Raw genomic sequence first — 24,452 nt, forward strand, 5'->3', positions numbered from 1 at the left:
ACACCCCTCTTTAATACGTTTCAATATATATGGTGTCAGAATCCACAATGGTAACTTCTTTCACGATAAAGTTAACAATTGTTTTTTTATCTTCAAGAGTTAAGTTATCTGCACCGATTGATTGAAAATAGTCGATGGCTCTTTTTAGAGCATTTTCACTTGAGCTCGTATCATCTAGGACTTTCATTTTTGACTGGATTTCGTTACACTTTTCAGTAAGCTGATTTTGCTTTTTTTGCAGTTCAATAATTTGTGCTTTGATTTCATCTATGTCTAAATCATCGTCATCGCTTAGGCTGATTAGCGTTAAAAGACGCTTGCGGCCTTTTTTTGTTTTCTCTATCTCTTTTTCAATAAGTTCTAATTCATCAGACAGGTGATTTGATTGTTCAGCCTCTTTAAAAGAAACATACTTTTGAGGATTTGTGATGAATTTAAAAATTTCACCCCATACATGCCGGTTCAATTTATTCTCAGACATTTCTTTTCCGCAGCCGCGGTCCTTTGCGCCAGAATAATTTTTCCGGCAAGTATATACATAGTAGTCTTTACCATGTGATTTTCTTTTCTTCCCTGTCATGGTATTTCCGCATTTTCCGCATCTAACCAAACCCGATAACAAGTAATTGTGAGGGCTGATACTCAAGTGTTTTCTTTTACTTTGACCTAAGAGTTCTTGAGCATAATCCCATTGTTCAGCTGGAACAATTGCTGGAATTGTCACAGTGATTTGTTCTTCTTCAGGCCTTATTTTAATTATAGATTTGTTCCCTGCCTGCTTTGAAACATAGGAACCCTCTGTATCATATTTATACTGTCTATGTTCACCCTTATAGGAAGAGTTCATTAATATTTGCCGAACAACCTGCCTGTGCCATACTTTGGCGCCTTTTTTTGTTTTAACCCCCATCTGAGTTAAATGTAGAGCAATACCATTTACTCTGCCGAAAAAAGGGCTTTTATGATCGGTGAAATAGTTAAAAATCATCCGAATGATTTTTGCTTCCTCTTCTAATATCTCAAGAGTTCTTTTCTCTTTAACAAATTTATAGCCATATAGTTTAGAATCTTTAATGATCATGCCTTTTTTCATTTTTTGAAGTCGGCCGCTTGATGTCCGTTCTTTGATTTTGGCTTTTTCAAATTCTGAGATTGCCCCGCGCATTGCGAAAAACAATTGACCTTCTGGAGAATTGGCGTATTCACCATTTACAAAAATCAAAGGTATGTTTCGCTTTCGCAATTCGTCATCAATGATTAGCTGATTCATTAATTTCCGAGAAAGACGGTCAGGATCGTAACAAATGACTTGACTTATAAGTCCCTTGCTTGCATCCTCCCTCAAGCGATTCAAAGCCGGACGTTCTAAAAGCTCTCCTGAAAATCCTTCATCTGCATACTTCAGCACATCTTTAGTCCCTGCTTTCTTTATACAGGCCTCGATTTGGCTGTCGATGCTCGATCCCTTGATCGCTTGTTCCTCGGTCGATACCCTTACATATATTGCTATCACCCTGAATCTCCTTCCTATAAAGTTTTATTAAATAATGATAGCAATCGTTAATGCATTTGTCAGCTTGCGGTCCCTCGATGATTATCACTTTCATAAAATGCATCACCCCTTGGGTAATGCTATGTAACAGCTGTTTGTCCAAATGAGGAGATTTTAAATTAAACTATAGTGTTATTAAACGTTTCAATGAATATGCAAAAAATTTAAAAAAAGTTGTTGTGACTTTTCTACACTCCTTTAGGTCCTCAATAGAAAAGATTTTATTTTCTATGCCTCAACATTCGCTTATTATAGTTTTCAATGATTTATTATTATTTGAGAGTACAATGGAGTAGTGTTTTTCATTGTTAGATAGTTAATGACATTTCACTGGTGTCAAGTTCGTATAGCTAGACATTAATAAAAAAAGGACACATATAAATATGCATCCTTTAACAAAAGAGTTTATTTATTTCCCTGTTTCAGCAAATTCCTTCAACCTATTCCCTATTTCATCACGAACTCTTTGGAAAAACGCCCATTTTTCTTCTTCTGTCCCTTGTGCTCTTGCCGGATCATCAAAACCCCAATGCTCACGTTTTACATGTGGAGGCGTCATCGGGCATTTATCAGCAGCATCTCCACAAAGCGTAACAACTAAATCAGCATTGTTCAGAATATCAGAATCGATTATATCTGACGTTTGATTAGAGATATCTATACCAACTTCCTTCATCGCTTTAACAGCATTCGGATTTAATCCATGTGCTTCTATCCCCGCGCTATACACTTTCCACTCATCACCTAAATATTGTTTAGCCCATCCTTCAGCCATTTGGCTCCGGCAAGAGTTCCCTGTACATAAAAAGTAAATGATTTTATTCTCCATATATTCCACCTCTACATCGAGTGACTTCCAAAGTATTTTCGTTGAAACCATAAAGCAACCTTAACAAGTGCTATCATGACTGGCACTTCTACAAGCGGACCAATTACGGCGGCAAATGCTGCACCCGAATGAATTCCAAATACACCAACAGCTACAGCAATCGCTAATTCAAAGTTATTGCTTCCTGCTGTAAAAGCTAAAGTAGTAGTTACAGCATAGTTTGCCCCGATTTTCTTCCCTAAAAAGAAGGAAACAAAGAACATTAAAACAAAGTAAATCAATAATGGAATCGCAACTCGGACAACATCTAACGGCAAGCTAACAATTACATCACCTTTTAAGGAAAACATGACGATAATTGTAAATAGCAAAGCAATTAACGTAATTGGACTAATCTTAGGAATGAACACTTTTTCATACCATTCTTTGCCCTTCACTTTTACAAAAATATAACGTGTCACCATTCCTGCAATAAAAGGAACTCCAAGGTAAATGAATACTGATTTTGCGACTTCTGCCATCGTAATATTCACTACTGCTCCTTCCATCCCTAACCATTGCGGAATAACTGTTACAAAAATGTAAGCATAAACTGAGAAAAAAAGCATTTGGAAAATTGAGTTGAAAGCAACTAATCCTGCCGCGTATTCCGTATCACCTTTTGATAAGTCATTCCAAACAATAACCATCGCAATACAGCGAGCTAATCCAATCATAATAAGCCCAATCATATACTCCGGTTTATCTGGCAAAAAGATGATAGCCAAAATAAACATGAGAGTCGGTCCGATGATCCAGTTTTGCACTAAAGATAAAATTAACACTTTAATATCTTTAAATACCCGTCCAATTTCTTCATATCGAACCTTTGCTAGTGGTGGATACATCATTAATACTAATCCAATAGCTAAAGGGATAGATGTAGTTCCTACTTGTAATTTGTTTAATCCACCAACAAAACTCGGAAATATAAAACCTAATCCTATCCCCAATGCCATCGCAAGAAAAATCCAGATGGTTAAATAACGGTCTAAAAAAGATAAACGTTTCATTACTTTATCCTCACCTTTTTTACTAACAGCAAGAGTTCGTTGTAATATCACTTGGCGGTGTTACACAACAAGAGGAGGAATCTTGTTTTTGAACCTCGCTGTTCGATTTGGTATAGAAAAATTCCCACTCGTTCCCATCTGGATCAGTAATCCAAAATTTATCTTGGACTGCATAACAACAAGTCGTATCCATTTCTTCACGTGCAAAAAACCCTTCTTTTTCAAGCCTTTTCTTGTGTTTCAAAACTTCTTCCAAACTATCTACTTGGAATCCAAAATGATTCACTTGATTTCCCTTCACCTCATCTGCGACATTTAAAGTGAAATTCAGTCCAGGAGTCTCTAATAGAAACTTTGCATAGTCTGTTTTTACTTTTACAGCCTTTACTCCAAAAACTTTTTCATAAAAATTGATCGATTTCTCTAAACTGACAACGTTAACCCCTACATGAACATATTTCATTTTAATTCCCCCTCTTATATATTAATCAAAAAAATTTGATATAATACCTAAAAAATTTTTTTAGCAGCAATCTCCTTCACCTTTTTTTCTAAATATACAACAAAGCTCTTCTGATAATAAACCATTTACTTCCTCATCATTTAGATCATAATAACTCCATGTTCCCTTTGTCTCTTTCGTTATTAAGTTGGCATCCAATAAAATTTTTAGATGATAAGAAAGTTTAGATTGCGTCACCTCAAAAATCTCAGTCAGATCACAAACACAGGTTTTTCCCCTTTGACAAAGTTCATACATGATCTCTAATCGTTTCTGATCAGCAAGAGCCTTAAATTTTTGTTCATATTTCCGTAGCAGTTCTGATTTCGTCTCATCCATTCATATCGCCTTCTTTAATCAATTTTTTTTGATGTATTTATTATACTCATGATTTTTAAATTAATGCAAGCAAATAAATCAATTTATTTTGATTAATTGTAAAACCCGCTAAAAGCTTGTGTAACCAGATAGAGGTTTTCCATTTTTATTATTTCCTCCATCGCTACTTTGCTACTACAGCAACGGAGATCATAAACGCTAATTTCTAATTTCAAGAAAAAAACATTAAATAATTTTTGTGAATATGTAGAATCGATAATAATTCGAGATAATACGTATTTAGTCAGAGCACACAGATTTATCATCAATTAAAACCTTATGTGAAGATATAAGCCATTCAATCCATCCTTCCACATAAGGTTTTAAACAATTTAATCAGACCTTTTCTTTTTGAATAAGTTCTTCATTTTCATAAAAGGGCATTGTGACACTTGATTTTCATCATCTCGCAAGAAGTACTGTTTCCACTCCAGATTGTCTTTTTTTCCATACCATCCTAAATGCGGATGGATAGGTACTTCATCATATGCCTCAAGCCTTTTTCGAATTTGCTTACTCATATTTCGTCCAAATGCAGTAGTATCATTTAGATCCTCAAAAACCCATCTAGGCTGAAACGTCAACATAAAATAAGGAAAACTTCTGCTTTTTCTTTTGCTGTGAGCCGGTGTAGCACACAGAACAAAATATGGTTCTCCATTAAAACAGTATTCCCATTGAAAGTTATCTGGATTTTCTGGTATATCATCTGGCCAATCAGCTGGATCTTCCATACTCAATGAATTGAGCAACTGCCAAAACAACGATTCGTAATCCTCAATTTTGTAATCAGTCAGTAATTCTTCTGGTGTATGAAATATTACAGTTAATGATGCATACTTTCCTGTCTCTCGTGAAATAGTTCCATACCGAGTAAGCAATGGCGCTAATTCCTTCGCAGTCTCGGGATTCCTAGGATCACCGACAAAAGCAATTCGCAGCTGGTCGCTTAAAAATGCTTGCCTTCCCGGTATACAAGGAAATTTATTTTCTTTATCACCTATTTTTTCATTCAAATAGTTAAACGAATCTAATTGCCAACCAGGTAGCGTTTCTTTAATTTTTTCAAGATCACTTTTAGCATATAACTCAGTCAATAAATCCACCTCCGAAGGCATTTATCATAATGTATTGCGGGAGCACGAAGGAGGTGAATGTCTAATTACTTTTTCATAAATCCGAATGAATATTAATTAAATGGTTAATGCTTTAATGGGTAAGTAGTATTTGCTTATCACAAAAAACAAAAATCCAGGTTTAAGTCTGCGTTTAGACGTTCATGCACACTCAGCCCTCAAAACGTATAACGCCGGACTTTCTGGATTTTTTTATTTTAACACCAACAAACGATCTTTAATTGAGTAAAAAGTAAACATATTGGTATTATCTCTAAAACAGTATGCACTTAGATTAGTGATGATTTTGATGCTCTTGATGCTTTTTGTTATCAGGTTTAAAAACGTTCTTGTCCTCTTCAAGTAGCTTACCGACTATAACCTGTCTGGTGGGCATTACATGTGCGTCTCTTGTTTTTACATCTGCTTTAATATTATATAAGCCATCATCAGTAAATGTCTTTGTAGCAACGTATATCCCATTGTTTTCATACTCAGCTTCTACCACTTCTAAATGCTCTTTATGATTTTCTTTCCATATCTCAAACTTTACATTCGTTGCATACTCTACTTTTTTTCCTTCTTGCGTCAGTTTCATTTTTAAATTTTGTTCTTTATTCTTTGATAGGCTAGAAGGTAAAATTATCTCTACATCAAGTTGTTTTGATTGTACATACTGGTCAGCAGCATTAGGATCAACAGTGCATGAAGTTAATAGGAGCATTAATATGATTAGGAAAAAGAAAGACAATCCTCTACTATTCAAATCGACCTCACTAATCAATCAATTTTTATTAATTTATTATGGTTTTCAACTTTGAAATCCTTTTAATGAGGAGATTATCAATTATCCAGACTAGCACAAGAGATATTCCTACCAAAGGGAATAGGACACCAAACATTATGATGATAAGTATTAGGAGTTTCATGGTTTTGAGTTCGGGAGATTTTGGTGCCCCTAACTTTCCGGCAGGTTTACGTTTCCACCAAAGAATAAATCCACTTATCCCAACTGCTACAATTCCAATACAGATCATTAAACCGATCAATTGGTTAACCAGTCCAAACTGTGTCCCTTTGTGAAGAGTTATTCCAAGAGCAATTATTTTTCCCATAGTGCCGTAGTTGTCATAACGATAATCTGCTAGGACAGCCCCCGTGTATTGATCTATATGCATCGTTGCCTCATCTTGTGCTTTGGGCGGAAAAACGGACATTGTATAAACTCCGTCAGTTTTTTGAGGAATGTAAATATCATAACCAGGCGTAATGTTTTGTTCTTCTGCAATCGTTACAACATCATCAATAGAAAGTTACTTGAAACAGGAACTTCTAGATTCTCAGCTGCCCAAGGGACATCGGCAACTTCTTTTGTTTGAGTTGATGTCGGAGCTTCTCCAACCCAAATAGATGGAGGATATCCGAATCCTGAATTTGTAGTTAATTGCTGAAATGTGTTTCCCCATAAACCAGACCATGGTAATCCCGTTAAAACCAAAAATAACATGCCTGCAGAAATCCAGAATGCAGGTACTGCATGTAAATCCCTAGTCAATATTTTCTTTCCTTTTGTAACTCTGGGAATCATGACACCCCGTACCTTCATTCTATTTCTGGGCCACCATAAATAAATACCGGTCACGATAAGTATTAGCGCCCAACAAGCTGTTAATTCCACAATTCTGTCCCCTGCTGTTCCTGCCATTAATTCACCGTGAAATTCTTCGATTTTATCCATTATTCGATTATCATCAGCAAGTTGCCCTATAATTTGCCCATTATGTGGATTAACAAACACAATATAGGAACTGTCTTTGGAAACAATACCCACTTCGGCAGATCGTTCTGGATGATCACTGGGTCTATATTTTATTATTTCAGCGTCAGGATACCTTTCTTTTATTGCTTCAAATTGTACTGATGGAGAGACTGTTTTTGATTCTGCCTGAACCTCGTATAGATCTTTGTATAAATGATTTTCGATTTGAGGCTTAAACAAGTACACACCACCTGTGACAGCCAATATAAGTAAGAAAGGCAAAAAGATCAAACCCGCATAAAAATGCCATCGCCAAACTGTCTGATAAAGTGAAGTTCTCGCTGTTTTTCTCTTAGAATATTCCTTCTTTTCAATTGCAGAATAATCTGATTTTAACATTTGTTTTCTCCTTTTTATTTTCTAAAACAAATTATTGTCTTATCACAAAGTCAATATTTAATGTTGTTACAAAAAGAAATGTGCAAGACAAATTACATAGCCCCTTCCTCATTCTCTCTTTTTAAAAAAATACTAAAGAGACCTTATAACAACAATACGATCATGTTAATATTTGTTAATTTTTGTTGAATTATGTTATTTCATAACAAAAAAAGACTCTTTTAAGGTCTTTTAAGATTTTACGCATAGGTTTTGTTTAGATTCCATTTTTTCAAACAAGAATAACCTTACTTTGGTGCAAGTCATGAAATCCTAAAGAAGATTTAATAAAACTCCAAAACAAAAAAGATACCAATATAGTTTGGTATCTTAAATAAAGTGAATGCTTATGAAGTAGTGAAGTCATTCATTATATGGTTTTAAGGCTAGCACTATAATCCTTGCTTACCTCAACGCTTGTTATACTTCAGGCCTCATTTCTGTTTTTATATTCGCTATATCTTTTTCTGTTACGTAAAGAGTAGAGATTGAACCAATAGAATTAAGTGAGCTTTAGAAGACTTAAAAAGCTCTGATAACAAATCTCTTTATAATATTCATGTGAATTTATATCTTCACTCATTAGCCATTGAATGAGCAATCCATCTACAATAGATCGCATTGTTTTTGAAGCTTTTTCAACATCTATACTTTGGTCAAATACTCCTGTTTCCTGTCCAAAAATAATAATGTTAGATGTGATGCCCCAGCACTGTTGATAAAAGCTATGGTTAATTTTCCTGTACGTTTCATTTCGGGTTGCCTGAGACAAGAAATCTAAATAAACCTTGTAAAACTTTTCATTTTCCTCGGGAGAGACAAATATTGAATTTACATAAGCTTTCAACTTATCCAGTGGCGTAGATTCCGAATCCACTGCTTTCAATTCATGTTTATAAATTTTATTTGTAATCCACTCAAGTAGTTGAGAAAGGGTATCTTCCTTATTATCAAAGTAATAATGCACGACGCCCTTACTAACTCCTGCGTGATCAGCAATACTTTGTAGTGTAACTGAATTATAACCTTGTGTTGACACAGCTTGGAAAGCTGCCCTTAATATCTGATTCTTTCTTTCTTCTGCTTTTTTCTTCATAATAAACCTCCAGAAAGCTAACCTTCAATTAGTATACAACAGTTCATGAAATCCACACAAAATTATTCTGACCAGACAAAATAGTTTGACCGGTCAGAATAATTGTGTATACTTAAAGTGGTTTCACATCAAGATAGCATATTGGAGGATTTATAAAATGAAAGACGAATTCAAGGCTCTAGTTGTAAACAAAGTTGATGATGAATTTTCAATTAAAGTAAAGAATGTTTCTCCAGCGTTTTTACCAGAAAGTGATGTCCACATCCAAGTACACTACTCTGGAATTAACTACAAAGATGGACTTGCAGGGAACCCCAATGGGAAAATCGTAAGAAAATACCCATTTATACCGGGTATAGATTTAGCAGGTGTAGTCATTTCTTCTAATGATCCTCGCTTTAAAGAGGGGGATAAGGTGATTGCCACAAGTTATGATATAGGTGTTTCTCATTTTGGCGGTTTTAGCGAATATGCAAGTCTCCCTGGAGACTGGATTGTACCTTTACCCGATAATTTGACCCTCAAAGAAGCAATGATAGTAGGAACAGCTGGCTTCACAGCGGCACTGTCTATTCAACGTCTAGAAGAAAACAACCTATCTCCTGAAAAAGGAAAAGTTCTGGTAACAGGAGCAACAGGTGGTGTTGGTAGTTTTGCTGTTTCATTCCTTAACTCTCTCGGTTATCAAGTAGAAGCTAGTACAGGTAAAGAATCAGAATATGATTACTTACGAAAACTTGGAGCTAGTACAATTATTTCACGGGATATGACCTATGGAGGGAAGGTTAAAGCCTTAGGATCACAAAAATGGGCGGCAGCTGTTGATCCTGTAGGCGGGGAACCTCTTGCCTCTATCTTAAGCCAAATTCAATATGGAGGTTCCGTTGCTGTTAGTGGATTAACAGCTGGAACAAAACTGCCAACTACTGTTTTTCCATTCATCTTAAGAGGTGTTAATTTACTTGGGATTGATTCTGTATATTGTCCAATGGAAACACGGTTAAAAACATGGCATCGTGTAGCAACAGATTTTAAACCATCTAGTTTAGAGGAATTTATTTCACAAGAAATTACTTTAGATCAACTTCCTAACGTTCTTCCTGAAATATTGGAAGGACAAGTAAGAGGGAGAACGATTGTAAATATCGTATGATTATTCATCAGAACTCATCCAGTTGCTAAAGATGAAACAATGTCTTAAAGGGCTAGTAAAGGGATTCTCAACAGGAATTCCTTTACTTATTATAGCTTACTTTATGTAAATGCAAAAATATAAGGAGTGATCCTCCCCATTCAGCTTACACAGTCTTAATGATATGAAAACGCTTATTCATCGTACATTATAAATGTGGCTCCTAGTCTAGAGTTTCGTTTATGGGCAAACAAAGCTCAAATAAATAGGAACCCACCTTGTCACAATAAACTCAATAGACTAATGCTGAGAAGTCTCCATATTTACTACAATACACCCACACCCCTGTTTGACTGGTTCCCTTGGAGAGAAGAAGACTTTGAAAAAGCCAAATGCGAAAACAAGCCGTTTCTGGTCAGCATCGGTTATTCGAACTTTCATTAGTGACAAGTTCGTGTATCTACACATATCCCTTAAGATGTACATAACTTTGAAATTGTAATTAAAGACAAATAAAAAAGGAACTCATTTGAATTCCTTTTTATAACTTATTAGTTTAATCGAATGATAGTCAAGGCTGCTCCGGTTGATCCCCCTCCTAAAAGAATAACTGTAGCTACTACTCCGAATAATTGAAGTGATATTCTGTCTCCTGCATCCAAAGTAGCGAACACATCATCATTGTAACTAGAAGTTGATACTGCTGGAGAAATGATTGAACCTGGTATTGGATCACCATTACGCATTAATCTAGAACCAGCAAGTAATGAAAGAGTGGTATTGATTTGATATGAGAGATAATAACGTCCTGCCACTGGCACAGTAAACATATTATTACCTCCATTTACTGTAAAACCGTCTAAGCTTTGATTGTTCGGTAAGGGTACTGGGGAACCACCCAGTACCACTGCAATTGTACTACCAACTGTATTAGATGCATACATAGAGTTTCCTGTTACACTTCCGCCTGTTCCTGTTGGTCCGGTTATTCCTGTTGGTCCGGTTATTCCTGTTGCTCCCGTTACTCCCGTTGGTCCCGTTGCTCCCGTTATTCCGGTTGCTCCCGTTATTCCGGTTGCTCCCGTTGCTCCGGTTGGTCCTGTTGCACCCGTTGGTCCGGTTATTCCTGTTGCTCCCGTTACTCCCGTTGGTCCGGTTGCTCCTGTTATTCCGGTTGCACCCGTTGGTCCGGTTGGTCCTGTTATTCCTGTTGCTCCCGTTATTCCGGTTGCCCCTGTTGCTCCCGTTGCTCCGGTTGGTCCTGTTGCACCCGTTGGTCCGGTTATTCCCGTTACTCCCGTTGGTCCGGTTGCTCCTGTTATTCCGGTTGCACCCGTTGGTCCGGTTATTCCCGTTACTCCCGTTGGTCCGGTTGCTCCTGTTATTCCGGTTGCACCCGTTGGTCCGGTTGCTCCCGTTGCTCCGGTCGGTCCTGTTGGTCCTCTACTACTACCTCCACATGCGTTAAGTTGAGCGCACATTTCTGTCACTACTTTCAGCAAAAGTTTGTGGAATCAAAGATACAAACTGATTAATATTGATAATTTAATGAAAAAGAAACGGTCACATTTGCTGTTCCAGTTCCCCCTGCCCCAACAATACCTATTGAGTTGATATCATTCAAAGTGATTGATCTACTTTCTCCTGGTGCTACTGTAAATCCCGCAACTGCTGTTCCATTAACTGTAAGAGAAGCTGTGGGGCCTACTCCTACAATCCCATTGTTTTCTACCATTATTGTTCCATTTATAACAAAAGAAGTTGCGTCTTCCCAAACTGGTGTAGCTACAGCTCCAGTATCCCCCAAATCAATCGTGAAACATACAGCATCGTTTACAAAACCCGTTTGCTCGTTACTACAACCGCCCAAAATAGCCATAATTATCCTCCTCATTCATATTATCTTTATAAAAATATGTTATTAAAAACAATTTCGATTGGATAATCAACCAAACTTAAAAATATTTAATAGATTTAATAATGTGATTCAGCTGAACATCTATTTGTCCTTTCGATTTTCTTTTTGATGATTCGATCTTAAGACACTCAAGATCTTTAACCGTAATAGAGCAACTTTCTCCTTTATTCACACCTAATGAATATATATTTTCTTTAGTCTGAAGAATAATTTTAATCGAAGAATTCTTGGTATCTTTATGATGAAGAGTGACTGTAGCAGTATTAGCAAAGTTAGATTCGTTGTTCCATAGAACTCCTGTTTTATTTTCATTTGTTAAAAAACAAATTTCAAATTTATCTTTTATACTTGGTTTTAAAATCAGATAATCATATACAGGAATTTTAACTTCACCAATACCACAAAAAAATGAAATATCAATCAAAATACGTGAATCTGAACGATACAAAACCTTATTGGCACATAATGTTTTCATACAACAAGGAACGAGTAATTCTAGCACAACACATTTTCGCAGTTCATTAACCGAAATAACTTTAAAATAACACGTCTGAAATAGTTCTCCATTCGATATGCCAGATGCAATAAAATGTTCTCCTTCTTGATTAATTAAAAAAACTGGTGTTACAGCAAAACATTCATCAACTTTTATTTGTTTTTCACTTTGAATTCGTTTAAGTTTTTCAATGATGCAGCATGTCAAGTTAAACCAACTCAATTCATTGCTTTAAAGTTAAAGTGGCTTTTTATAACTTATAATATGTGACGTGAGATTAATTGTGCATTTGGTGAGGTACACCTTCATTGACTTGTATTTGATGCTATGTAATTGGTGATCTTCTAGACAAATTGACTAACTAAAACAAGAAGATGAGAGGCCAACAAGTGTAATAAAAAAGTTATTGCGGTCTCACCGAAAATTTAAATTGCGGTGCCCTATTGCCTTTTTCTGCGAACCAAAACTTGTTAATATTTACATTACTAGTAGAGTTAAGGGAAGGGTGAATATCTTGATATCAATCACATCAGCTGAAGTGGGAATGAAGATTAATGAATGGCATAGGCATATTCAAAAATTCAACGTTACTGATGCTGAAATGTTAAAAGCTGAAATCGAACGTGATATAGAGGTTATGGAAGAAGATCAAGATTTGCTTATTTATTATCAATTAATGGCCTTCCGCCATAAAATCATGTTGGAATACACGATGCCATCCGATGAAAACCGAATGGAACTTTCAGAATATTTAAAGAAAATCGAAGGGCATAAGAAGAAGCTAGACAATATGCGGGCATATTATTATAACTTCTTCCGCGGGATGTATGAGTTTAGAAACGGTGAATACACAAAGGCCATTACATATTACAAAAAAGCTGAACGCAAAATTCCTACAATCTCCGACAAGATTGAAAAAGCTGAGTTTTATTTTAAACTGTCTGAAGTCTATTATCATATGAAAATGACACACATTTCGATGCATTACGCTGAGCTTTCATATAACATCTATAAAAAACACGAGCTTTATTCTGTTCGGCGTATACAGTGCCATTTTGTCATTGCCGGTAACTATGATGACCTTGAAAATCATGAGAAAGCTCTCCCCCACCTTCAAGAAGCTTTAAAAGGTGCTGAGCTGCTTAAAAGTAAAAATACTCATATCTATGCCACTGCGTTTTTCAATCTCGGCAATTGTTATCACAAAATGGACAACTTAAATAAGGCTGCTCGTTACATCGAACAAGCCTTGGTTCAATACAGAAAAATTAACTCTGACGTACTTCCGCAAGCTTATCATGACCTAGCATTGATTTATTTTAAACAAGGCAAAAAAGAACAAGCAATGGATTGCTTCCGCAAAGGAATTAGAAGTGCTGTAGATTTTAAAGACGAACTTTTTATGAACTTATTTGAAGCATTAGACGTTCTTTATATAAGAAATGGCGATACACCTAAACTCCTCAACATTTTTTCTCGTTTAGAGAACGGCAAAGGATACCCTTATCTGGAAGAGCTGGCATTGTTAGGAGGCAACCTTTTCGATTATAATGGAAAAATAGAGGATAGTATCATCTGTTTCAAGAAGATGGTATATGCTCAAAAGCAAATATCGAAAGGGGAATGCATGTATGAAATCTAAATTGTTTATCAGTTTATCCGCCGTTTTAATTGGACTTGCCTTTTTCGGATCTATGTCTAATGGCGAAATGAAGGAAGCATCCCGGAATGTAACTCTAGCACCTACTCATGAATTCCTTGTTTGATTCGATAAACAACATTAGTTCTGATTCCCTTTAGCCGTTTCATAACGGCTTTTTCTTATTTCTGATACTGAAAAAATCCATCATACATAAAGCTTTTGAGGTGAACATTTTGGACTTATTTGATGAATGCTTAGAAGCTCTAGGGAAAAACAAAGAAATCTTATCAGAAGAATTAACGGCAAATTATTATGAACTGCTTTCAAACAGTTTTCCCTTTACATCTTGGGGACAAATCAAGTGGAAAGAAGTTTGTTGTCATCAATCTATAGTTTACGAGGACGAGATTTACGATTGGCTAGCTAAACACCATTTTAAAGATAGGAACATTATTATTCTTTGGGGTTACGGAGAACAGCCAGCATTAAAAACCAGTCTTGAGCATGCATTAAACGTAATTGATGATGTAACTGCCGTTGGATCAGATACTTTTATGTTTAGTGAATTTGGCTACGTTATCGAATTTTTTCATGATGGCGATGTTACAATTGGAAAGTCCCCTTTCATTGAAAGGATTAACAAATAGGTAAAATGACACAGATCGAATGATTCATTTCCACCATTTGATCCACATAACAGTTAGTTTCATCATTCTTCCATGGTAATATTTTGTTATGACGATTAAATGAAAGGATATGATCATGAAAGTATTTGAAGCCAAAACCTTGCTCACCGAGGCTGAAAAGCGAGCAAAGGAATACAAAGATTTAAAAAGTAAAATGGTCAAATTAAAGAAAGCGTTCAAAGCTGTTGCAGATTTAGATGATAGCGAGTTTTCAGGCAAAGGTGCTAATAACATCAAATCATTTTATGAAGATCAAGCTGGCATTGCTGACCAATGGATTGATTTAATTGAGATGAAAATTTCTTTCTTAACGAGTATTCCTGGTTTCTTAGAAGACGCCAACTTATCAGATGCCTACATAGAAGAAACCTTTTTAGCGCATGAGCTTGCTAACGCCTCCACCAAATCAAAATCCATCATGTCTGAACAGAAAAAAGCCATGCAAGATATATTAAATGATATCAACGATATACTGCCTTTGGATCTGTTCTCGACAGAAACTTTTAAAAATGAACTTTCGTCTGCCGAAAAGAAACGAAAAGAAGCCATTGAGAAAATGGATGAAGTTGACGAAAACTTAACATCAGAATACGGACTATCAGAAGCAAATGAACAAATGATTCAAGCTGATTATCAAGCTTTAATGAATGCGACAGCAAAAGGCAAAAGCGCCTCTCCTATTCACTATAATGCGATGGCTTATAGAGACAGTGAGATTCACAAGATGACTGAGGATGTAAAGAAACAATCAACAGACTACATCTCTTTTAAGGACCAACAGGCGGAACAAAGAAGAATAGCAAAAGAACAAGAAGAACTGGCGAACAGACCATGGTATGAAAAGTCTTGGGATGCTGTTTGTAATTTTACAGGAGAGGTCTCTGGATATTATGATTATAAAAGAGCCGCTGATGGGGTTGATCCTGTTACCGGCGAAAAGCTAACTGCTGGACAACGGGTCGCTGCCGGTGCAATGGCTGCGGCAGGATACATCCCTATCGTAGGATGGGCAGGTAAATTAGCTAAAGGCGGAAAAGCTGTTTATTCAACAAGTAAGGCATTGTATAGAGCAGACAAAGCTCTCGATGTATACAAAACACCTAAGACATTCCATGCTCTTCAAAACTCCAGCAAAGGACTTTATGGACTTGCTTCTGCAAATGGTTTTAGCGAGGCCATAACAGGACGCGATATGTTCGGGAATAAAGTCTCTAAAGAGAGGCAAGAACAGAGCCTTAGTGGAGCAATGGCAATGTTGGTTCCTTTCGGAGCTCGTGGAATTAACAAAAAGCTTAATGCAAAATCGAGTTCCCGAGTTAGCGAAACATCTACTAACACCAGCAAAAAACCTAAAGTTCCTAAAACGTACAAAAGACCAACTTATTTCCGTAAAGGCGTTAGAGATAAGGTTTGGGAAAATGCTAAGGATTCAACCGGATCTGTTAAAGACCCGTTAACAAAACAGGTAATGAAAAAAGATGAACCATGGGATATGGGTCATAAACCAGGTTATGAATTTAGAAAACATCAACAAAGTGCAATGGAAAGAAATATTAGTCGAAAGCAATTTTTAGATGAACATAATAATCCAGACCATTATCAACCTGAATTACCTTCCTCCAATAGGAGTCATAAAGGGGAAGATATGACGGATGATTACTTTGGAGATTAAGGAGAGATTGTCTAATGGGCGTTACACAAGAAAATAAAGTAATTGCTAGAACAGTTTTAGGAGCTTTTGGAGGTAAACCGAAGGTTACGAAATATTGGGATGATAACAAGAGTAGCAGCATTGATATTTTATCGGTCAGTGACCAGCCTCAGGAAGGTATCACGTCATATTCAACTCTAGGTTTGTCGGATCATTCTATTAATTATGAGGTGAATGGCACTCCGTTGCGGATAGAAATCGTAGCTGCAATGGAGTCAGCTTCAGACATATATGCTAATGTTTTATCAACTTGTGCCTTTAATATAATCAACTCAAATTTCACTTGTGCACCAGGTGTTATTTTTAAAAATGTGATTAGTATGTATGATCAGGAAACCGATATGAAACATATTATGTTCGTTCCCCCATTTTTATGGGAGGAAGATTTAGAACTACTTGAATTTAGTAACAAAAATGTTACTTGGCTAATGGCTTTACCTATATCCGAAGGAGAATTGCAAGTAGCTGAAAAACACGGCTCAGATTATTTACAAGATCTTCTGGAATCAAAACAGATTGATATTTTTGATATAAAGAGAGAATCTGTTGTTTAATGACTTTAATAAAGAAGAGTCACTTTATAAGCCCCTCTCAATGAGAAGGGCTTATTTTATTTAATTTGAAATCAGCTGCAAATAATAGAAGAAAATGACTGAGGTAAGGAGAATTCTATGATTAATGAAGAAAAACACACAAACCCTCAAGCTAATAACAATATATTTGGAAGGATAGATACCTGGTATTCTGTTCATAGGAGTTCGAACTTGAGGGAAAATAAAGAAAGACCAGCTTATTATGTGGCTGGTCCTTATCTTTAATTAAAGAAATGGTTATGTAAAGCTTTAGAAAATCCAAAACCTTCTTCTGGTCCCTTTAACCAGAGAGAAATAAACTTTTCGAAATCCACTTCTTTTTCAATATCTTTCAAAATTCTTTTAAATTCTTCAGTAAAGTTATGAAGAGAGACCTCTTCGCCATTTTTAATCTTATCAGTGTACTGGCTCGTTAACTCTCTTAATTCTTGATACTGTTTTTCACTTAAATCATAGGCCAAAACTTGATCAAATAAGCCAAACCGATCATAATCAGCTGCTAATTGTTGGACTAACCTTAGTTGAAAAGCCTGCTTCTCGACTTTTTTTTCTAGGTTGTCAAGCCTTTCTTCTACTGTTACCAATTCAAATCACCTCAATTAAAAAGCTAAGAAAGTAAATACACTTGCAATAGTTCTAGCTGTAGAAGATTTTACACCAGCATCAATTAGATATGAGGAAACCGTGTCAATAATTGCGTCCTCCACAACGTCACCTCGTTTAACTAACTCGTCCAAAGCATCTGCTACATCATCAGTATGTTTTGCGAATGTTTTTCCTGCTGATCCACCTAACTCATCGACTACCTCACCAACAATTCTCCCACCATGTCGAAGCGCACTGGCTGTTGCCTTCATTGCTTCTTTAGCAATCCATTTTTTAATACCATTTGTGTGAAATTCACCAGATTGTTCAGTTGTATTAGTTGGTAATTCGGATAGTTTAACGGGAGTTTGATAAGTGACTTCCTGCTGTGCCTGTAATGTTACCTCTTGAGCTTTGGCATGTCCATCCAACGGAAGAACTAATGATAAAGAGAATGTTAATGCAGATGTTGCTAAAAGTAATTTCTTAAACATGAAATCAATCCCTTTCTTTTAAATTATTTACATGTAAATGATAACATTATGTTCAGACTAGAAAAATAATACTTTTTACTCAAATATTAGAATAATTTTGAACTATCTGTAACAAAATAAACATAAGTATCTCCTTGAGAAAGATACTCAAGGAGACTATTTATTTACTTCAAGAGAGCTTCAAGTTTCGCTTTCGTTTTTGGTCCGTAAATACCGTCTTGAGTAAGCCCGTACATAGACTGGAATCGTCTAATTGCATCTGCTGTTTTCGGACCATACACGCCGTCAATGCCGTTGTTTTTTGCTCCTTTATCCGGGTAAAAGTATAGTGCAGCCAGTGCTTTTTGAATTTGTGTTACCTTTTCCCCTCTCATCATTGGGCTCTTCACTTTAAAAATACCGGATGGTAGCGCATATGACGTTTTTTTGCTGCTTGTGTTTGTTGTTTTCTTTTTAGCTACACTTGCTTTGCTTGAGTTTGTTTTTCCGCCCAACTTTTTCAATTCTGCTTCAATTGCAGTCTTAACTTGAATCCATCTTCCCTCTGACAAAATGCGGTGCGGGCAATACTTACCATTCCAGTCTTGATGTTTGCGGACTCGATCAATACCCCATCCACGTTCTTTAAGTAGCTGCGCCACAAACTTAATAGCAAGCTTTTCCGCTGCCTTATATCGTACCCCTCCTGACTTGCTATAACAAATTTCGACACCAATAGACTTGCGATTCCCTGTACCGTTTGTTCCATCTCCTGTGTGCCAAGCGTTACGATTCGTTGGAATACCTTGAATGACTTGTTTATCGTCTACTGCAAAGTGAAAACTTGTTGAGCTAGAGTTATTCTTCATGTAAGAAATCTCATTGGCTGCTGAAGCATCATTCGCAGTGTTGTGAATAGTGATATATTCAGCTTTCATTGGATTAGGACATTTCAATCCATACTTTGATTTAGAGACTAGATTCTTTACAACTTTAATGGCCATATACCCTCTCTCCTTCTGTCAGTAAGATAAAAAAAGCCACTGGCTTAGCCAGCAGCTTTGTCTGCGTTATTCTTACTCTGTTCTTTTTCGTTCTCAATTGTTTGTAATCGATCTGTTATTGATGATGGTATTTTAACACCAATCTGTGCTAAGTTTTCAGTTATTGACAAACCTTCATTAGCGATATAAAAAAGAACGGTACCAAAGGTTAAGACACCGTTCAAATTGAGTACTGTATCAATCACGTTTGCTAAAATGACCGCAAAGAAATTGAGTAGCTTGCGGACATAGCCAAACCATGCGCTTCGACTTCGCAGTTTTTTGAATTTCCATGCCTTGATTACTCCTGTTAAAACGTCAATTATGCTAAGTACTAGAAGTAAATCAAGGTACTTCACCCCTCCAAATAAATATACTCTTGCTAAATCTAATGTTTCAAAATTGATAAACAAACTTGTCTCCTCCATTCTAATCACCTCCTCCGAGGCAAATAAAAAAGGACAGCCGGATCTTATGAGACGGCCGTCCCTCTAACTGAAAAGTTTCCATTTGTTAAAGCTGTAAGCTCCATAACAATTTCTTTAAAGCCAGTAATGCTAAAAGACCAAGCTTCTGATTTCCCTTTGGTGCTAGTGGCAAATGTTCCGTCATCTACTTTCTGCCCTCTAAGGGCTCTTTTTGTTCCCGATAAGGATTTACCCCAGAACTTCAATTCACTTGTCTCAGCCGTCCCATAAACCTCAATGAGTAACGTTTTGAATGATCCAACGGTGAATGGGTTACCCTCACCTATGGTTTCTGTTTTATCGTGAAAGACAATATCCATTGTTTTTGCTTGAGTGTCTAATGAGCTAAGGTTCAAGCCTTCAGTTTGAACTTTTAAACGACCATCATTAGTTAAACCGTTTTTATCTAACTGGACTGACAACGGAGCAACTGCTGTAATAGGAACAGTGTGGTTAATGGTTATATCCTCTTCACCTGCGCCCAGTGACTGGTATAGTAAAAATTCAGATTGCTGCAGGTTACCATTTGCGTATCTGAAACGGAAATAGCGTTTAGTTAAATGAATCCATTCAGTCTCGCCAAGCGTATTTGCTTTAACTACCAATGAAGAGACAGTGGTCCATGTATTCATATCATTACTTTCTTCGATGAATAAGGTTCCTTCACGATCAGAATAAGCGTGACCTTTTACTTTTGAAATTAAAACCTGACCTAATCGATCTTGACCATATTGAGTGTATACTTCAGTGGCTTTTAAAACTGCGTTCGTTAGTAGCTCCGCATTACCTGAAATAGCAGCCACGGGTACTACAAAATCCCTGTTCCCTTCTCGATAAGGTTTAGCCGCTCCTGGCTTACCGGTTGCATCTGTTGGAAATTGAAAATTATATGATGCCATAATAATCCTCCTTGCTATAGTAGATCATTAGTGGTGAGTATGGGTTTACAACGGAACCACCCCCTTTAAGGCAAAATAAAAAAGCCCTAATTGGCTTCTCCTGTGATCTCTTTATACTGTTCAGCTGTAATGAGTTTTTTCTCTACCCCTTTTTGTAAATCCTCAGGCGAGCAATCTTTATAATGAATTGCCTGTTTCACCATTTCAGGAGTAGCCCAGTCATAATGTAAAGCCCAAATCCAATAATTCATGAATCTTTCCCTCCTTGTAGAGTAAGCAGTTGCAACTTTATTTTTGAGAGCTCGCTTCCCAAAGTTTGGTTTAATTCTTCAAACTGTTTACGGGCTAGCTTCTCCTGAGATAACTCTCTTGCAAGTAGATCCACTTGAACTGGTGGTTCATATGCAGATGTAGATGTACTCTGAAGCTCTTCCCACCAAGTTTTTAACTCTGCTTCCGTTGGTATAGGTGCCCTAATATTCCACTCTGCTATATATGAGGGAGTTCCGTCACCATTATTCTGGACAATAAAATCCTTTGTGGGATCAGCTGTTGGGTATTTAAAAAGAATAGCTTCACCTATATTCATCGTTACCTCCTAAAATCTCGGATAATTTCTCCCGCCTAATTCCTGTATGTCAATAAAGTTAAACGATCCATCCTTATCGTCCACGCCCCTTTGACCATTTCCTACGTAATTACAATAACACCAGATTTCTAAGTAATCACCTTTGTTCATTGGGACAGTTGCATTACCATTTAAACCGAGGTACATTTCATTATCTCTATTTTCATAATACCCTCGAATATGATGTAGCGTTTTGTATTTTTTTCCATTTAAATAAACTTTTAAATGAAGGTTAATATAAGAAGGAGAGTTTATCACATAAATTCCTGAACCAACCAAATACATTCCATCATTCGGTGCAATAAACCTGTTATTTTTAATGTCAAAAGCATTGTGACTGTCCTTGATTATTCTATTGAAAGCTATTTTAGTATGGTCAACTTTTTTTAAGTATTGAATGCCTGTAGTTCCCACATTTGCATGAGCAAAACCCGATATTTTCTCCCATTTTGTCCAGCCTGAACCACTCCACCAGTGCCTAATCCAAACTCCTGTACTGTAGTAGTAAGTCCCAGACTCATTTCCTGTCCCATAAAAGTATTGCGTAAATCGGTAATTATTATATTTTTCATTTTTGACAATGCCATAACTCAAAGGGTACCCTGTAGTATTGCCCTGACCAATGTCCATTAAGGTCAGTCCTAAAGGATATTCTTCCCCTCCCTTTCTAGCATCTTGAATAGCATTGTCACCAGTAATTAATGTCAGATTGTTATTTTTGTAGTTGGTATCTACGTAATATTTTGCATCCGATAAAGCCTTATCAGCTTTTTCCTGAGCTCCGGCAGTTGTTTCTTTTGCATTCCAATTCTCCCGCTCTACTGGTGTTATGTGCCGTTGTGAATCATTAATATGCTCTTCAAATTCTTTTTTCGAAGCTTGCTGTACATTATCAACGTTCCCTAGCCCGATTTGCGCCTTTGTTGTATTGTGAGGGTTGTTCATGTCATTTTTATGTACATCTAAATCTTTATGCGCGTCTTGAATACCTTTCTCCCAACGGTTCACATCATCCTCATTAATAGGATCATCTGGCAGCCAGTCTGTTTTTGCTTCATATGCCATTTGTTACACCACCTCAAAAGTAATCCTAAAATCAAGCGTTCTATTATTACTGACGTCTAAATCTGTTGTTCTTCCCGTAATCACGTTGTTTTGCTCATCAAGGATCTGCACACTCTCAATGTGTTTGATATCTTCTTCTCGATGAGTAAGTACCGTGACAACGGCCTCCTGAATAGTGACTTCCACAATTTCTGTTTCATTTCCATTCAGCAGCACTTTCGATATTCTATTTTTCAAATCTGCAGCTGTTCGCTCTCTATAAAGCTGTGTAATCATACAAGGACCACCTCGTTATTATTGAGCGTGACGGAATAACCTACCTTTAGCTCACTTGTTTTTCGATACCTTCTGTTATTCAGAATGACAGTATCTTTTATCTTGAGTGGCTCATTCAAAGCAGCTCGCAAGGTATATGCCAAATGAGCTGGCTTCATATTCTCCAATGTTTCTATGAGCTCGCTCATATGCTGCATATCATCTATATCAATATCAACATTAAAACGGTACTGTCCTTGAAGTAGCCTGACCTGAGCAGACGGATTTTTCAGGAACCGATTTAATGCCTGTTCAATAGCCTTATATGTTGCCGGCGGTATATTGGACATTTTAGAGATTAGGCGCAATCGGCGGATCTCATCAGTGTCACCTGATTCCCGCGGTACGTTCAAAATCTTTTCCCAACGTTCAAGCCCCCAGGTTGCTGTTGTGACAAATAGCTGATCTGTCAGATCAAAGATGCCGTTATTTTGCTTTTCAAATTCGGGAGCTTCTGCCTCAAGAAGCTCAGACATTTCCTTTAACTTGGTAAGGAACAGCGGCAAATAAGCGGTCATTTCATCGAGTTTGCTCAATGATGTTCACCTGCCCCAATTTAGGGATTTCCACGTCACTCAGAACTAAGTTTTCAGCTAAACCATTGATCTTAATATCTGCATAATCACTTACTGAAGGTGAATTGTAGACGATATTATTAATCTGCGATAAACGGATGACGTTATCTTCAAAAGCCATCTTTTTAAAGAGATTTAAAACACCTGATTCGATTTCTTGCTTTACCTGCTCGATAGAGCTATTGACCTCGGGAAGTACCTCGGCTGAAATCTCAACCTCTTTCCATACCGCACTCTCCACTGTGACAAAGGCACCTATTGGCGCTTGTCCCTCGCCTTGTCCTGGTTCAGGATCAATATAGTTTTTAACCTTAGAAATCAATATATCGGAAGCAGGTTCCAAGTTAGAATTGGTCACGACAATTTTGACTGTGCCGTCCCCGTTCCAAAGCGGAAAGATTTTTGCCTTTCCGACTCCGTCAACTTCTTCCGCCCATTGTTTATAATGCTCTTTATTTGCACTGACAGCTTCTCGGCGAACACGGGTAAAATATCTAGCCCTTAAACTGTCATCATCCTCTTCATCACGTCCTGGAATCAGGATTTCTTTCACAATAGCCTTTTGAAGTCCAGGTATAGTGTCAAGTGACAATAGATTCTGGCCGGATATGTTTGCGTTCCCTGCTTCTCCGGCTGTTTCGCATTCCAACGTCCCGTCTGCTGTGTATTGAAAGTAGAGGTTTTCAACAAAAAAGCGGGCACCCACCGGAATGGTTATTCCTTCAGTAAACTCCGCTGCCCTGACTGCTTTCGTAGCAGCCGTTCGCTCGATGCCGGCTTCAGTAGCCCGACGATCTAAAAATTCCCCTTGTGCTGTGTCCGAGAAGACAAGTTCCAGCACCGTATCGAGCCAAATATAAGACTTGGCCAATTCTGCAGCTGCAGGAGCTAACGCGTTATAAATCACGCTTCCTTCCCTTGTATCAATGTCCGCTGAAATTCTGTTCAGCATCCGGTCCATAATTTCTTCAAAAGTTTGATCTTCAAACATCTTCACCAAGCACCTCCTCGATCTCCAATTTTCCCTCGTCCGTTTCGACTGTAAAGGAAACATGGAACGAATCACCTTGTTTTTCTATTTCAAAATCTGATACAGAGGAAACACGATCGTCATAGATCAGCGCTTCCTCTATTAGCCGCGGAATCTCCATTTTCTTATATGCGTCTGTTGTTTCATTATCCGCCAAGATGTCTCGAAGCTCATTTCCAATGTCATGGCTGAAAACAGAATAGGCGTATCGCTCAGTATGAAGAGATAAATATACAAACTGCCTGATTGCTTCAAGGCCAGTAATCATTTCATTTGTGATACGGCCATTTTCAAAATCTATTTTGTAGGTTTGCGAGGTCTCTATTACTTCGCTGTCATCTTCTATATCATCAAATTCAATTTCTGGCGAAAGGGGCATGATAAGATCACTCCTCCTATAACGTTCTTCCATTTATTGATTGAATAACATAATAAAAACCGCTCCTAAAGAGCGGTTTTAAAATATAAGAAGT

General features: G+C 37.1%; 30 protein-coding genes and 3 pseudogenes. 8 read left to right on the forward strand and 25 right to left on the reverse strand.

Annotated elements, in window-relative coordinates:
- Positions 1 to 10 precede the first annotated feature (10 nt).
- From spoIVCA to NSQ16_RS12970, 10 genes and pseudogenes are all read right to left on the reverse strand, one after another.
- The gene (gene spoIVCA, locus NSQ16_RS12925) at positions 11 to 1,471 is read right to left on the reverse strand and encodes a site-specific DNA recombinase SpoIVCA (protein WP_223257626.1); all 1,461 of its coding nucleotides are present in this window, start codon (positions 1,469 to 1,471) and stop codon (positions 11 to 13) included.
- Positions 1,429 to 1,607 (reverse strand): annotated as a pseudogene (locus NSQ16_RS12930) (hypothetical protein). Before NSQ16_RS12930 ends, spoIVCA begins: the two are co-directional and overlap by 43 nt.
- Positions 1,608 to 1,961: 354 nt before the next feature.
- The gene (locus NSQ16_RS12935) at positions 1,962 to 2,381 is read right to left on the reverse strand and encodes a thioredoxin-dependent arsenate reductase (RefSeq protein WP_004398596.1); all 420 of its coding nucleotides are present in this window, start codon (positions 2,379 to 2,381) and stop codon (positions 1,962 to 1,964) included.
- 11 nt (positions 2,382 to 2,392) lie between these two features.
- A complete protein-coding gene (acr3, locus tag NSQ16_RS12940) occupies positions 2,393 to 3,433 on the reverse strand; it encodes an arsenite efflux transporter Acr3 (protein WP_004398718.1) in 1,041 nt (346 codons plus the stop codon).
- A gap of 22 nt (positions 3,434 to 3,455) precedes the next feature.
- Positions 3,456 to 3,896: an ArsI/CadI family heavy metal resistance metalloenzyme gene (locus NSQ16_RS12945; protein WP_003229954.1), complete on the reverse strand. Its 441-nt coding sequence runs from the start codon at positions 3,894 to 3,896 to the stop codon at positions 3,456 to 3,458.
- A gap of 60 nt (positions 3,897 to 3,956) precedes the next feature.
- Entirely contained in the window at positions 3,957 to 4,274 is a 318-nt protein-coding gene (gene arsR, locus NSQ16_RS12950; RefSeq protein WP_004399122.1) for an arsenical resistance operon transcriptional regulator ArsR, read from the reverse strand.
- A 371-nt stretch (positions 4,275 to 4,645) separates the two neighbouring features.
- Complete coding sequence (locus NSQ16_RS12955) at positions 4,646 to 5,410, reverse strand: YqcI/YcgG family protein (RefSeq protein WP_004398670.1); 765 nt, start codon at positions 5,408 to 5,410, stop codon at positions 4,646 to 4,648.
- Positions 5,411 to 5,723: 313 nt separating this feature from the next.
- On the reverse strand, positions 5,724 to 6,194 hold the full coding sequence (locus tag NSQ16_RS12960) for a FixH family protein (RefSeq protein ID WP_015714301.1): 471 nt from the start codon (positions 6,192 to 6,194) through the stop codon (positions 5,724 to 5,726).
- A gap of 28 nt (positions 6,195 to 6,222) precedes the next feature.
- A pseudogene (locus NSQ16_RS12965) lies at positions 6,223 to 7,586 on the reverse strand (PepSY domain-containing protein).
- 541 nt (positions 7,587 to 8,127) lie between these two features.
- Complete coding sequence (locus tag NSQ16_RS12970) at positions 8,128 to 8,721, reverse strand: TetR/AcrR family transcriptional regulator (protein WP_015714302.1); 594 nt, start codon at positions 8,719 to 8,721, stop codon at positions 8,128 to 8,130.
- Positions 8,722 to 8,878: 157 nt separating this feature from the next.
- Between NSQ16_RS12970 and NSQ16_RS12975 the strand changes: the two genes are divergently transcribed.
- On the forward strand, positions 8,879 to 9,874 hold the full coding sequence (locus NSQ16_RS12975; RefSeq protein ID WP_029318099.1) for an acryloyl-CoA reductase: 996 nt from the start codon (positions 8,879 to 8,881) through the stop codon (positions 9,872 to 9,874).
- Positions 9,875 to 10,156: 282 nt separating this feature from the next.
- Entirely contained in the window at positions 10,157 to 10,297 is a 141-nt protein-coding gene (locus NSQ16_RS12980; RefSeq protein ID WP_231940260.1) for a DUF255 domain-containing protein, read from the forward strand.
- 107 nt (positions 10,298 to 10,404) lie between these two features.
- Here the strand turns inward: NSQ16_RS12980 and NSQ16_RS12985 are convergent, their stop codons facing one another.
- The 3 genes from NSQ16_RS12985 to NSQ16_RS12995 form a co-directional block, all read right to left on the reverse strand.
- On the reverse strand, positions 10,405 to 11,334 hold the full coding sequence (locus tag NSQ16_RS12985) for a hypothetical protein (protein WP_327837115.1): 930 nt from the start codon (positions 11,332 to 11,334) through the stop codon (positions 10,405 to 10,407).
- A 50-nt stretch (positions 11,335 to 11,384) separates the two neighbouring features.
- Entirely contained in the window at positions 11,385 to 11,732 is a 348-nt protein-coding gene (locus NSQ16_RS12990; protein WP_015714305.1) for an S-Ena type endospore appendage, read from the reverse strand.
- Positions 11,733 to 11,808: 76 nt separating this feature from the next.
- The gene (locus NSQ16_RS12995) at positions 11,809 to 12,474 is read right to left on the reverse strand and encodes a CotZ-related putative spore coat protein (RefSeq protein ID WP_015714306.1); all 666 of its coding nucleotides are present in this window, start codon (positions 12,472 to 12,474) and stop codon (positions 11,809 to 11,811) included.
- 307 nt (positions 12,475 to 12,781) lie between these two features.
- On the opposite strand from NSQ16_RS12995, the gene rapE reads away from it, so the two are divergent.
- From rapE to NSQ16_RS13025, 6 genes and pseudogenes are all read left to right on the forward strand, one after another.
- Positions 12,782 to 13,909, forward strand: coding sequence for a response regulator aspartate phosphatase RapE (rapE, locus tag NSQ16_RS13000; protein WP_015714307.1), 1,128 nt, complete (start codon positions 12,782 to 12,784; stop codon positions 13,907 to 13,909).
- The gene (phrE, locus tag NSQ16_RS13005) at positions 13,899 to 14,033 is read left to right on the forward strand and encodes a phosphatase RapE inhibitor PhrE (RefSeq protein WP_014114495.1); all 135 of its coding nucleotides are present in this window, start codon (positions 13,899 to 13,901) and stop codon (positions 14,031 to 14,033) included. Before rapE ends, phrE begins: the two co-directional genes overlap by 11 nt.
- Positions 14,034 to 14,142: 109 nt before the next feature.
- Positions 14,143 to 14,302, forward strand: a pseudogene (locus NSQ16_RS13010) (hypothetical protein).
- A 369-nt stretch (positions 14,303 to 14,671) separates the two neighbouring features.
- Complete coding sequence (yqcG, locus tag NSQ16_RS13015; protein WP_015714309.1) at positions 14,672 to 16,267, forward strand: LXG family T7SS effector endonuclease toxin YqcG; 1,596 nt, start codon at positions 14,672 to 14,674, stop codon at positions 16,265 to 16,267.
- A 14-nt stretch (positions 16,268 to 16,281) separates the two neighbouring features.
- Positions 16,282 to 16,860, forward strand: coding sequence for a type VII secretion system immunity protein YqcF (gene yqcF / locus NSQ16_RS13020; protein ID WP_015714310.1), 579 nt, complete (start codon positions 16,282 to 16,284; stop codon positions 16,858 to 16,860).
- 117 nt (positions 16,861 to 16,977) lie between these two features.
- Positions 16,978 to 17,124 (forward strand): hypothetical protein, encoded by a 147-nt coding sequence (locus NSQ16_RS13025; RefSeq protein ID WP_009967791.1) that lies wholly within the window; start codon positions 16,978 to 16,980, stop codon positions 17,122 to 17,124.
- Here NSQ16_RS13025 and NSQ16_RS13030 read toward each other — a convergent pair.
- The 12 genes from NSQ16_RS13030 to NSQ16_RS13085 form a co-directional block, all read right to left on the reverse strand.
- The gene (locus tag NSQ16_RS13030) at positions 17,121 to 17,483 is read right to left on the reverse strand and encodes a hypothetical protein (RefSeq protein ID WP_003229947.1); all 363 of its coding nucleotides are present in this window, start codon (positions 17,481 to 17,483) and stop codon (positions 17,121 to 17,123) included. The two genes, NSQ16_RS13025 and NSQ16_RS13030, sit on opposite strands and share 4 nt — an antisense overlap.
- A gap of 15 nt (positions 17,484 to 17,498) precedes the next feature.
- Positions 17,499 to 17,978: a hypothetical protein gene (locus NSQ16_RS13035; RefSeq protein WP_004399085.1), complete on the reverse strand. Its 480-nt coding sequence runs from the start codon at positions 17,976 to 17,978 to the stop codon at positions 17,499 to 17,501.
- A gap of 164 nt (positions 17,979 to 18,142) precedes the next feature.
- Entirely contained in the window at positions 18,143 to 18,961 is an 819-nt protein-coding gene (gene cwlA, locus NSQ16_RS13040) for an N-acetylmuramoyl-L-alanine amidase CwlA (RefSeq protein ID WP_003229946.1), read from the reverse strand.
- A 44-nt stretch (positions 18,962 to 19,005) separates the two neighbouring features.
- Positions 19,006 to 19,428 (reverse strand): holin family protein, encoded by a 423-nt coding sequence (locus tag NSQ16_RS13045; protein WP_003246208.1) that lies wholly within the window; start codon positions 19,426 to 19,428, stop codon positions 19,006 to 19,008.
- Positions 19,429 to 19,472: 44 nt separating this feature from the next.
- Complete coding sequence (locus tag NSQ16_RS13050; RefSeq protein ID WP_230488263.1) at positions 19,473 to 20,366, reverse strand: phage portal protein; 894 nt, start codon at positions 20,364 to 20,366, stop codon at positions 19,473 to 19,475.
- A gap of 86 nt (positions 20,367 to 20,452) precedes the next feature.
- Entirely contained in the window at positions 20,453 to 20,617 is a 165-nt protein-coding gene (locus NSQ16_RS13055) for an XkdX family protein (protein ID WP_213383340.1), read from the reverse strand.
- Positions 20,614 to 20,955, reverse strand: coding sequence for an XkdW family protein (locus NSQ16_RS13060; RefSeq protein ID WP_230488264.1), 342 nt, complete (start codon positions 20,953 to 20,955; stop codon positions 20,614 to 20,616). The genes NSQ16_RS13055 and NSQ16_RS13060 overlap by 4 nt, the downstream gene beginning before the upstream one ends.
- A 9-nt stretch (positions 20,956 to 20,964) precedes the next feature.
- Positions 20,965 to 22,059: a hypothetical protein gene (locus NSQ16_RS13065; RefSeq protein WP_128993183.1), complete on the reverse strand. Its 1,095-nt coding sequence runs from the start codon at positions 22,057 to 22,059 to the stop codon at positions 20,965 to 20,967.
- Between the two features lie 3 nt (positions 22,060 to 22,062).
- A complete protein-coding gene (locus tag NSQ16_RS13070; protein ID WP_195727804.1) occupies positions 22,063 to 22,335 on the reverse strand; it encodes a hypothetical protein in 273 nt (90 codons plus the stop codon).
- Complete coding sequence (locus NSQ16_RS13075) at positions 22,332 to 22,910, reverse strand: putative phage tail protein (RefSeq protein ID WP_128993184.1); 579 nt, start codon at positions 22,908 to 22,910, stop codon at positions 22,332 to 22,334. Before NSQ16_RS13075 ends, NSQ16_RS13070 begins: the two co-directional genes overlap by 4 nt.
- Positions 22,894 to 23,940, reverse strand: coding sequence for a baseplate J/gp47 family protein (locus tag NSQ16_RS13080; protein WP_128993185.1), 1,047 nt, complete (start codon positions 23,938 to 23,940; stop codon positions 22,894 to 22,896). The genes NSQ16_RS13075 and NSQ16_RS13080 overlap by 17 nt, the downstream gene beginning before the upstream one ends.
- On the reverse strand, positions 23,933 to 24,358 hold the full coding sequence (locus NSQ16_RS13085) for a DUF2634 domain-containing protein (RefSeq protein ID WP_128993186.1): 426 nt from the start codon (positions 24,356 to 24,358) through the stop codon (positions 23,933 to 23,935). The genes NSQ16_RS13080 and NSQ16_RS13085 overlap by 8 nt, the downstream gene beginning before the upstream one ends.
- Between the last annotated feature and the right edge of the window lie 94 nt (positions 24,359 to 24,452).

The sequence above is a fragment of the Bacillus sp. PS108 genome (assembly GCF_037963335.1).
Lineage (GTDB): Bacteria > Bacillota > Bacilli > Bacillales > Bacillaceae > Bacillus > Bacillus subtilis.

What these genes read in the sequence shown, in the direction of transcription:
- NSQ16_RS12935 (WP_004398596.1), bottom strand. Translation starts at nt 2,381, where the DNA reads ATGGAGAATAAAATCATTTACTTTTTATGTACAGGGAACTCTTGCCGG.
- acr3 (WP_004398718.1), bottom strand. Translation starts at nt 3,433, where the DNA reads ATGAAACGTTTATCTTTTTTAGACCGTTATTTAACCATCTGGATTTTT.
- NSQ16_RS12945 (WP_003229954.1), bottom strand. Translation starts at nt 3,896, where the DNA reads ATGAAATATGTTCATGTAGGGGTTAACGTTGTCAGTTTAGAGAAATCG.
- arsR (WP_004399122.1), bottom strand. Translation starts at nt 4,274, where the DNA reads ATGGATGAGACGAAATCAGAACTGCTACGGAAATATGAACAAAAATTT.
- NSQ16_RS12970 (WP_015714302.1), bottom strand. Translation starts at nt 8,721, where the DNA reads ATGAAGAAAAAAGCAGAAGAAAGAAAGAATCAGATATTAAGGGCAGCT.
- NSQ16_RS12975 (WP_029318099.1), top strand. Translation starts at nt 8,879, where the DNA reads ATGAAAGACGAATTCAAGGCTCTAGTTGTAAACAAAGTTGATGATGAA.
- NSQ16_RS12980 (WP_231940260.1), top strand. Translation starts at nt 10,157, where the DNA reads ATGCTGAGAAGTCTCCATATTTACTACAATACACCCACACCCCTGTTT.
- NSQ16_RS12985 (WP_327837115.1), bottom strand. Translation starts at nt 11,334, where the DNA reads ATGTGCGCTCAACTTAACGCATGTGGAGGTAGTAGTAGAGGACCAACA.
- NSQ16_RS12990 (WP_015714305.1), bottom strand. Translation starts at nt 11,732, where the DNA reads ATGGCTATTTTGGGCGGTTGTAGTAACGAGCAAACGGGTTTTGTAAAC.
- phrE (WP_014114495.1), top strand. Translation starts at nt 13,899, where the DNA reads ATGAAATCTAAATTGTTTATCAGTTTATCCGCCGTTTTAATTGGACTT.
- yqcG (WP_015714309.1), top strand. Translation starts at nt 14,672, where the DNA reads ATGAAAGTATTTGAAGCCAAAACCTTGCTCACCGAGGCTGAAAAGCGA.
- yqcF (WP_015714310.1), top strand. Translation starts at nt 16,282, where the DNA reads ATGGGCGTTACACAAGAAAATAAAGTAATTGCTAGAACAGTTTTAGGA.
- NSQ16_RS13025 (WP_009967791.1), top strand. Translation starts at nt 16,978, where the DNA reads ATGATTAATGAAGAAAAACACACAAACCCTCAAGCTAATAACAATATA.
- NSQ16_RS13035 (WP_004399085.1), bottom strand. Translation starts at nt 17,978, where the DNA reads ATGTTTAAGAAATTACTTTTAGCAACATCTGCATTAACATTCTCTTTA.
- cwlA (WP_003229946.1), bottom strand. Translation starts at nt 18,961, where the DNA reads ATGGCCATTAAAGTTGTAAAGAATCTAGTCTCTAAATCAAAGTATGGA.
- NSQ16_RS13045 (WP_003246208.1), bottom strand. Translation starts at nt 19,428, where the DNA reads ATGGAGGAGACAAGTTTGTTTATCAATTTTGAAACATTAGATTTAGCA.
- NSQ16_RS13050 (WP_230488263.1), bottom strand. Translation starts at nt 20,366, where the DNA reads ATGGCATCATATAATTTTCAATTTCCAACAGATGCAACCGGTAAGCCA.
- NSQ16_RS13055 (WP_213383340.1), bottom strand. Translation starts at nt 20,617, where the DNA reads ATGAATTATTGGATTTGGGCTTTACATTATGACTGGGCTACTCCTGAA.
- NSQ16_RS13060 (WP_230488264.1), bottom strand. Translation starts at nt 20,955, where the DNA reads ATGAATATAGGTGAAGCTATTCTTTTTAAATACCCAACAGCTGATCCC.
- NSQ16_RS13065 (WP_128993183.1), bottom strand. Translation starts at nt 22,059, where the DNA reads ATGGCATATGAAGCAAAAACAGACTGGCTGCCAGATGATCCTATTAAT.
- NSQ16_RS13070 (WP_195727804.1), bottom strand. Translation starts at nt 22,335, where the DNA reads ATGATTACACAGCTTTATAGAGAGCGAACAGCTGCAGATTTGAAAAAT.
- NSQ16_RS13080 (WP_128993185.1), bottom strand. Translation starts at nt 23,940, where the DNA reads ATGTTTGAAGATCAAACTTTTGAAGAAATTATGGACCGGATGCTGAAC.
- NSQ16_RS13085 (WP_128993186.1), bottom strand. Translation starts at nt 24,358, where the DNA reads ATGCCCCTTTCGCCAGAAATTGAATTTGATGATATAGAAGATGACAGC.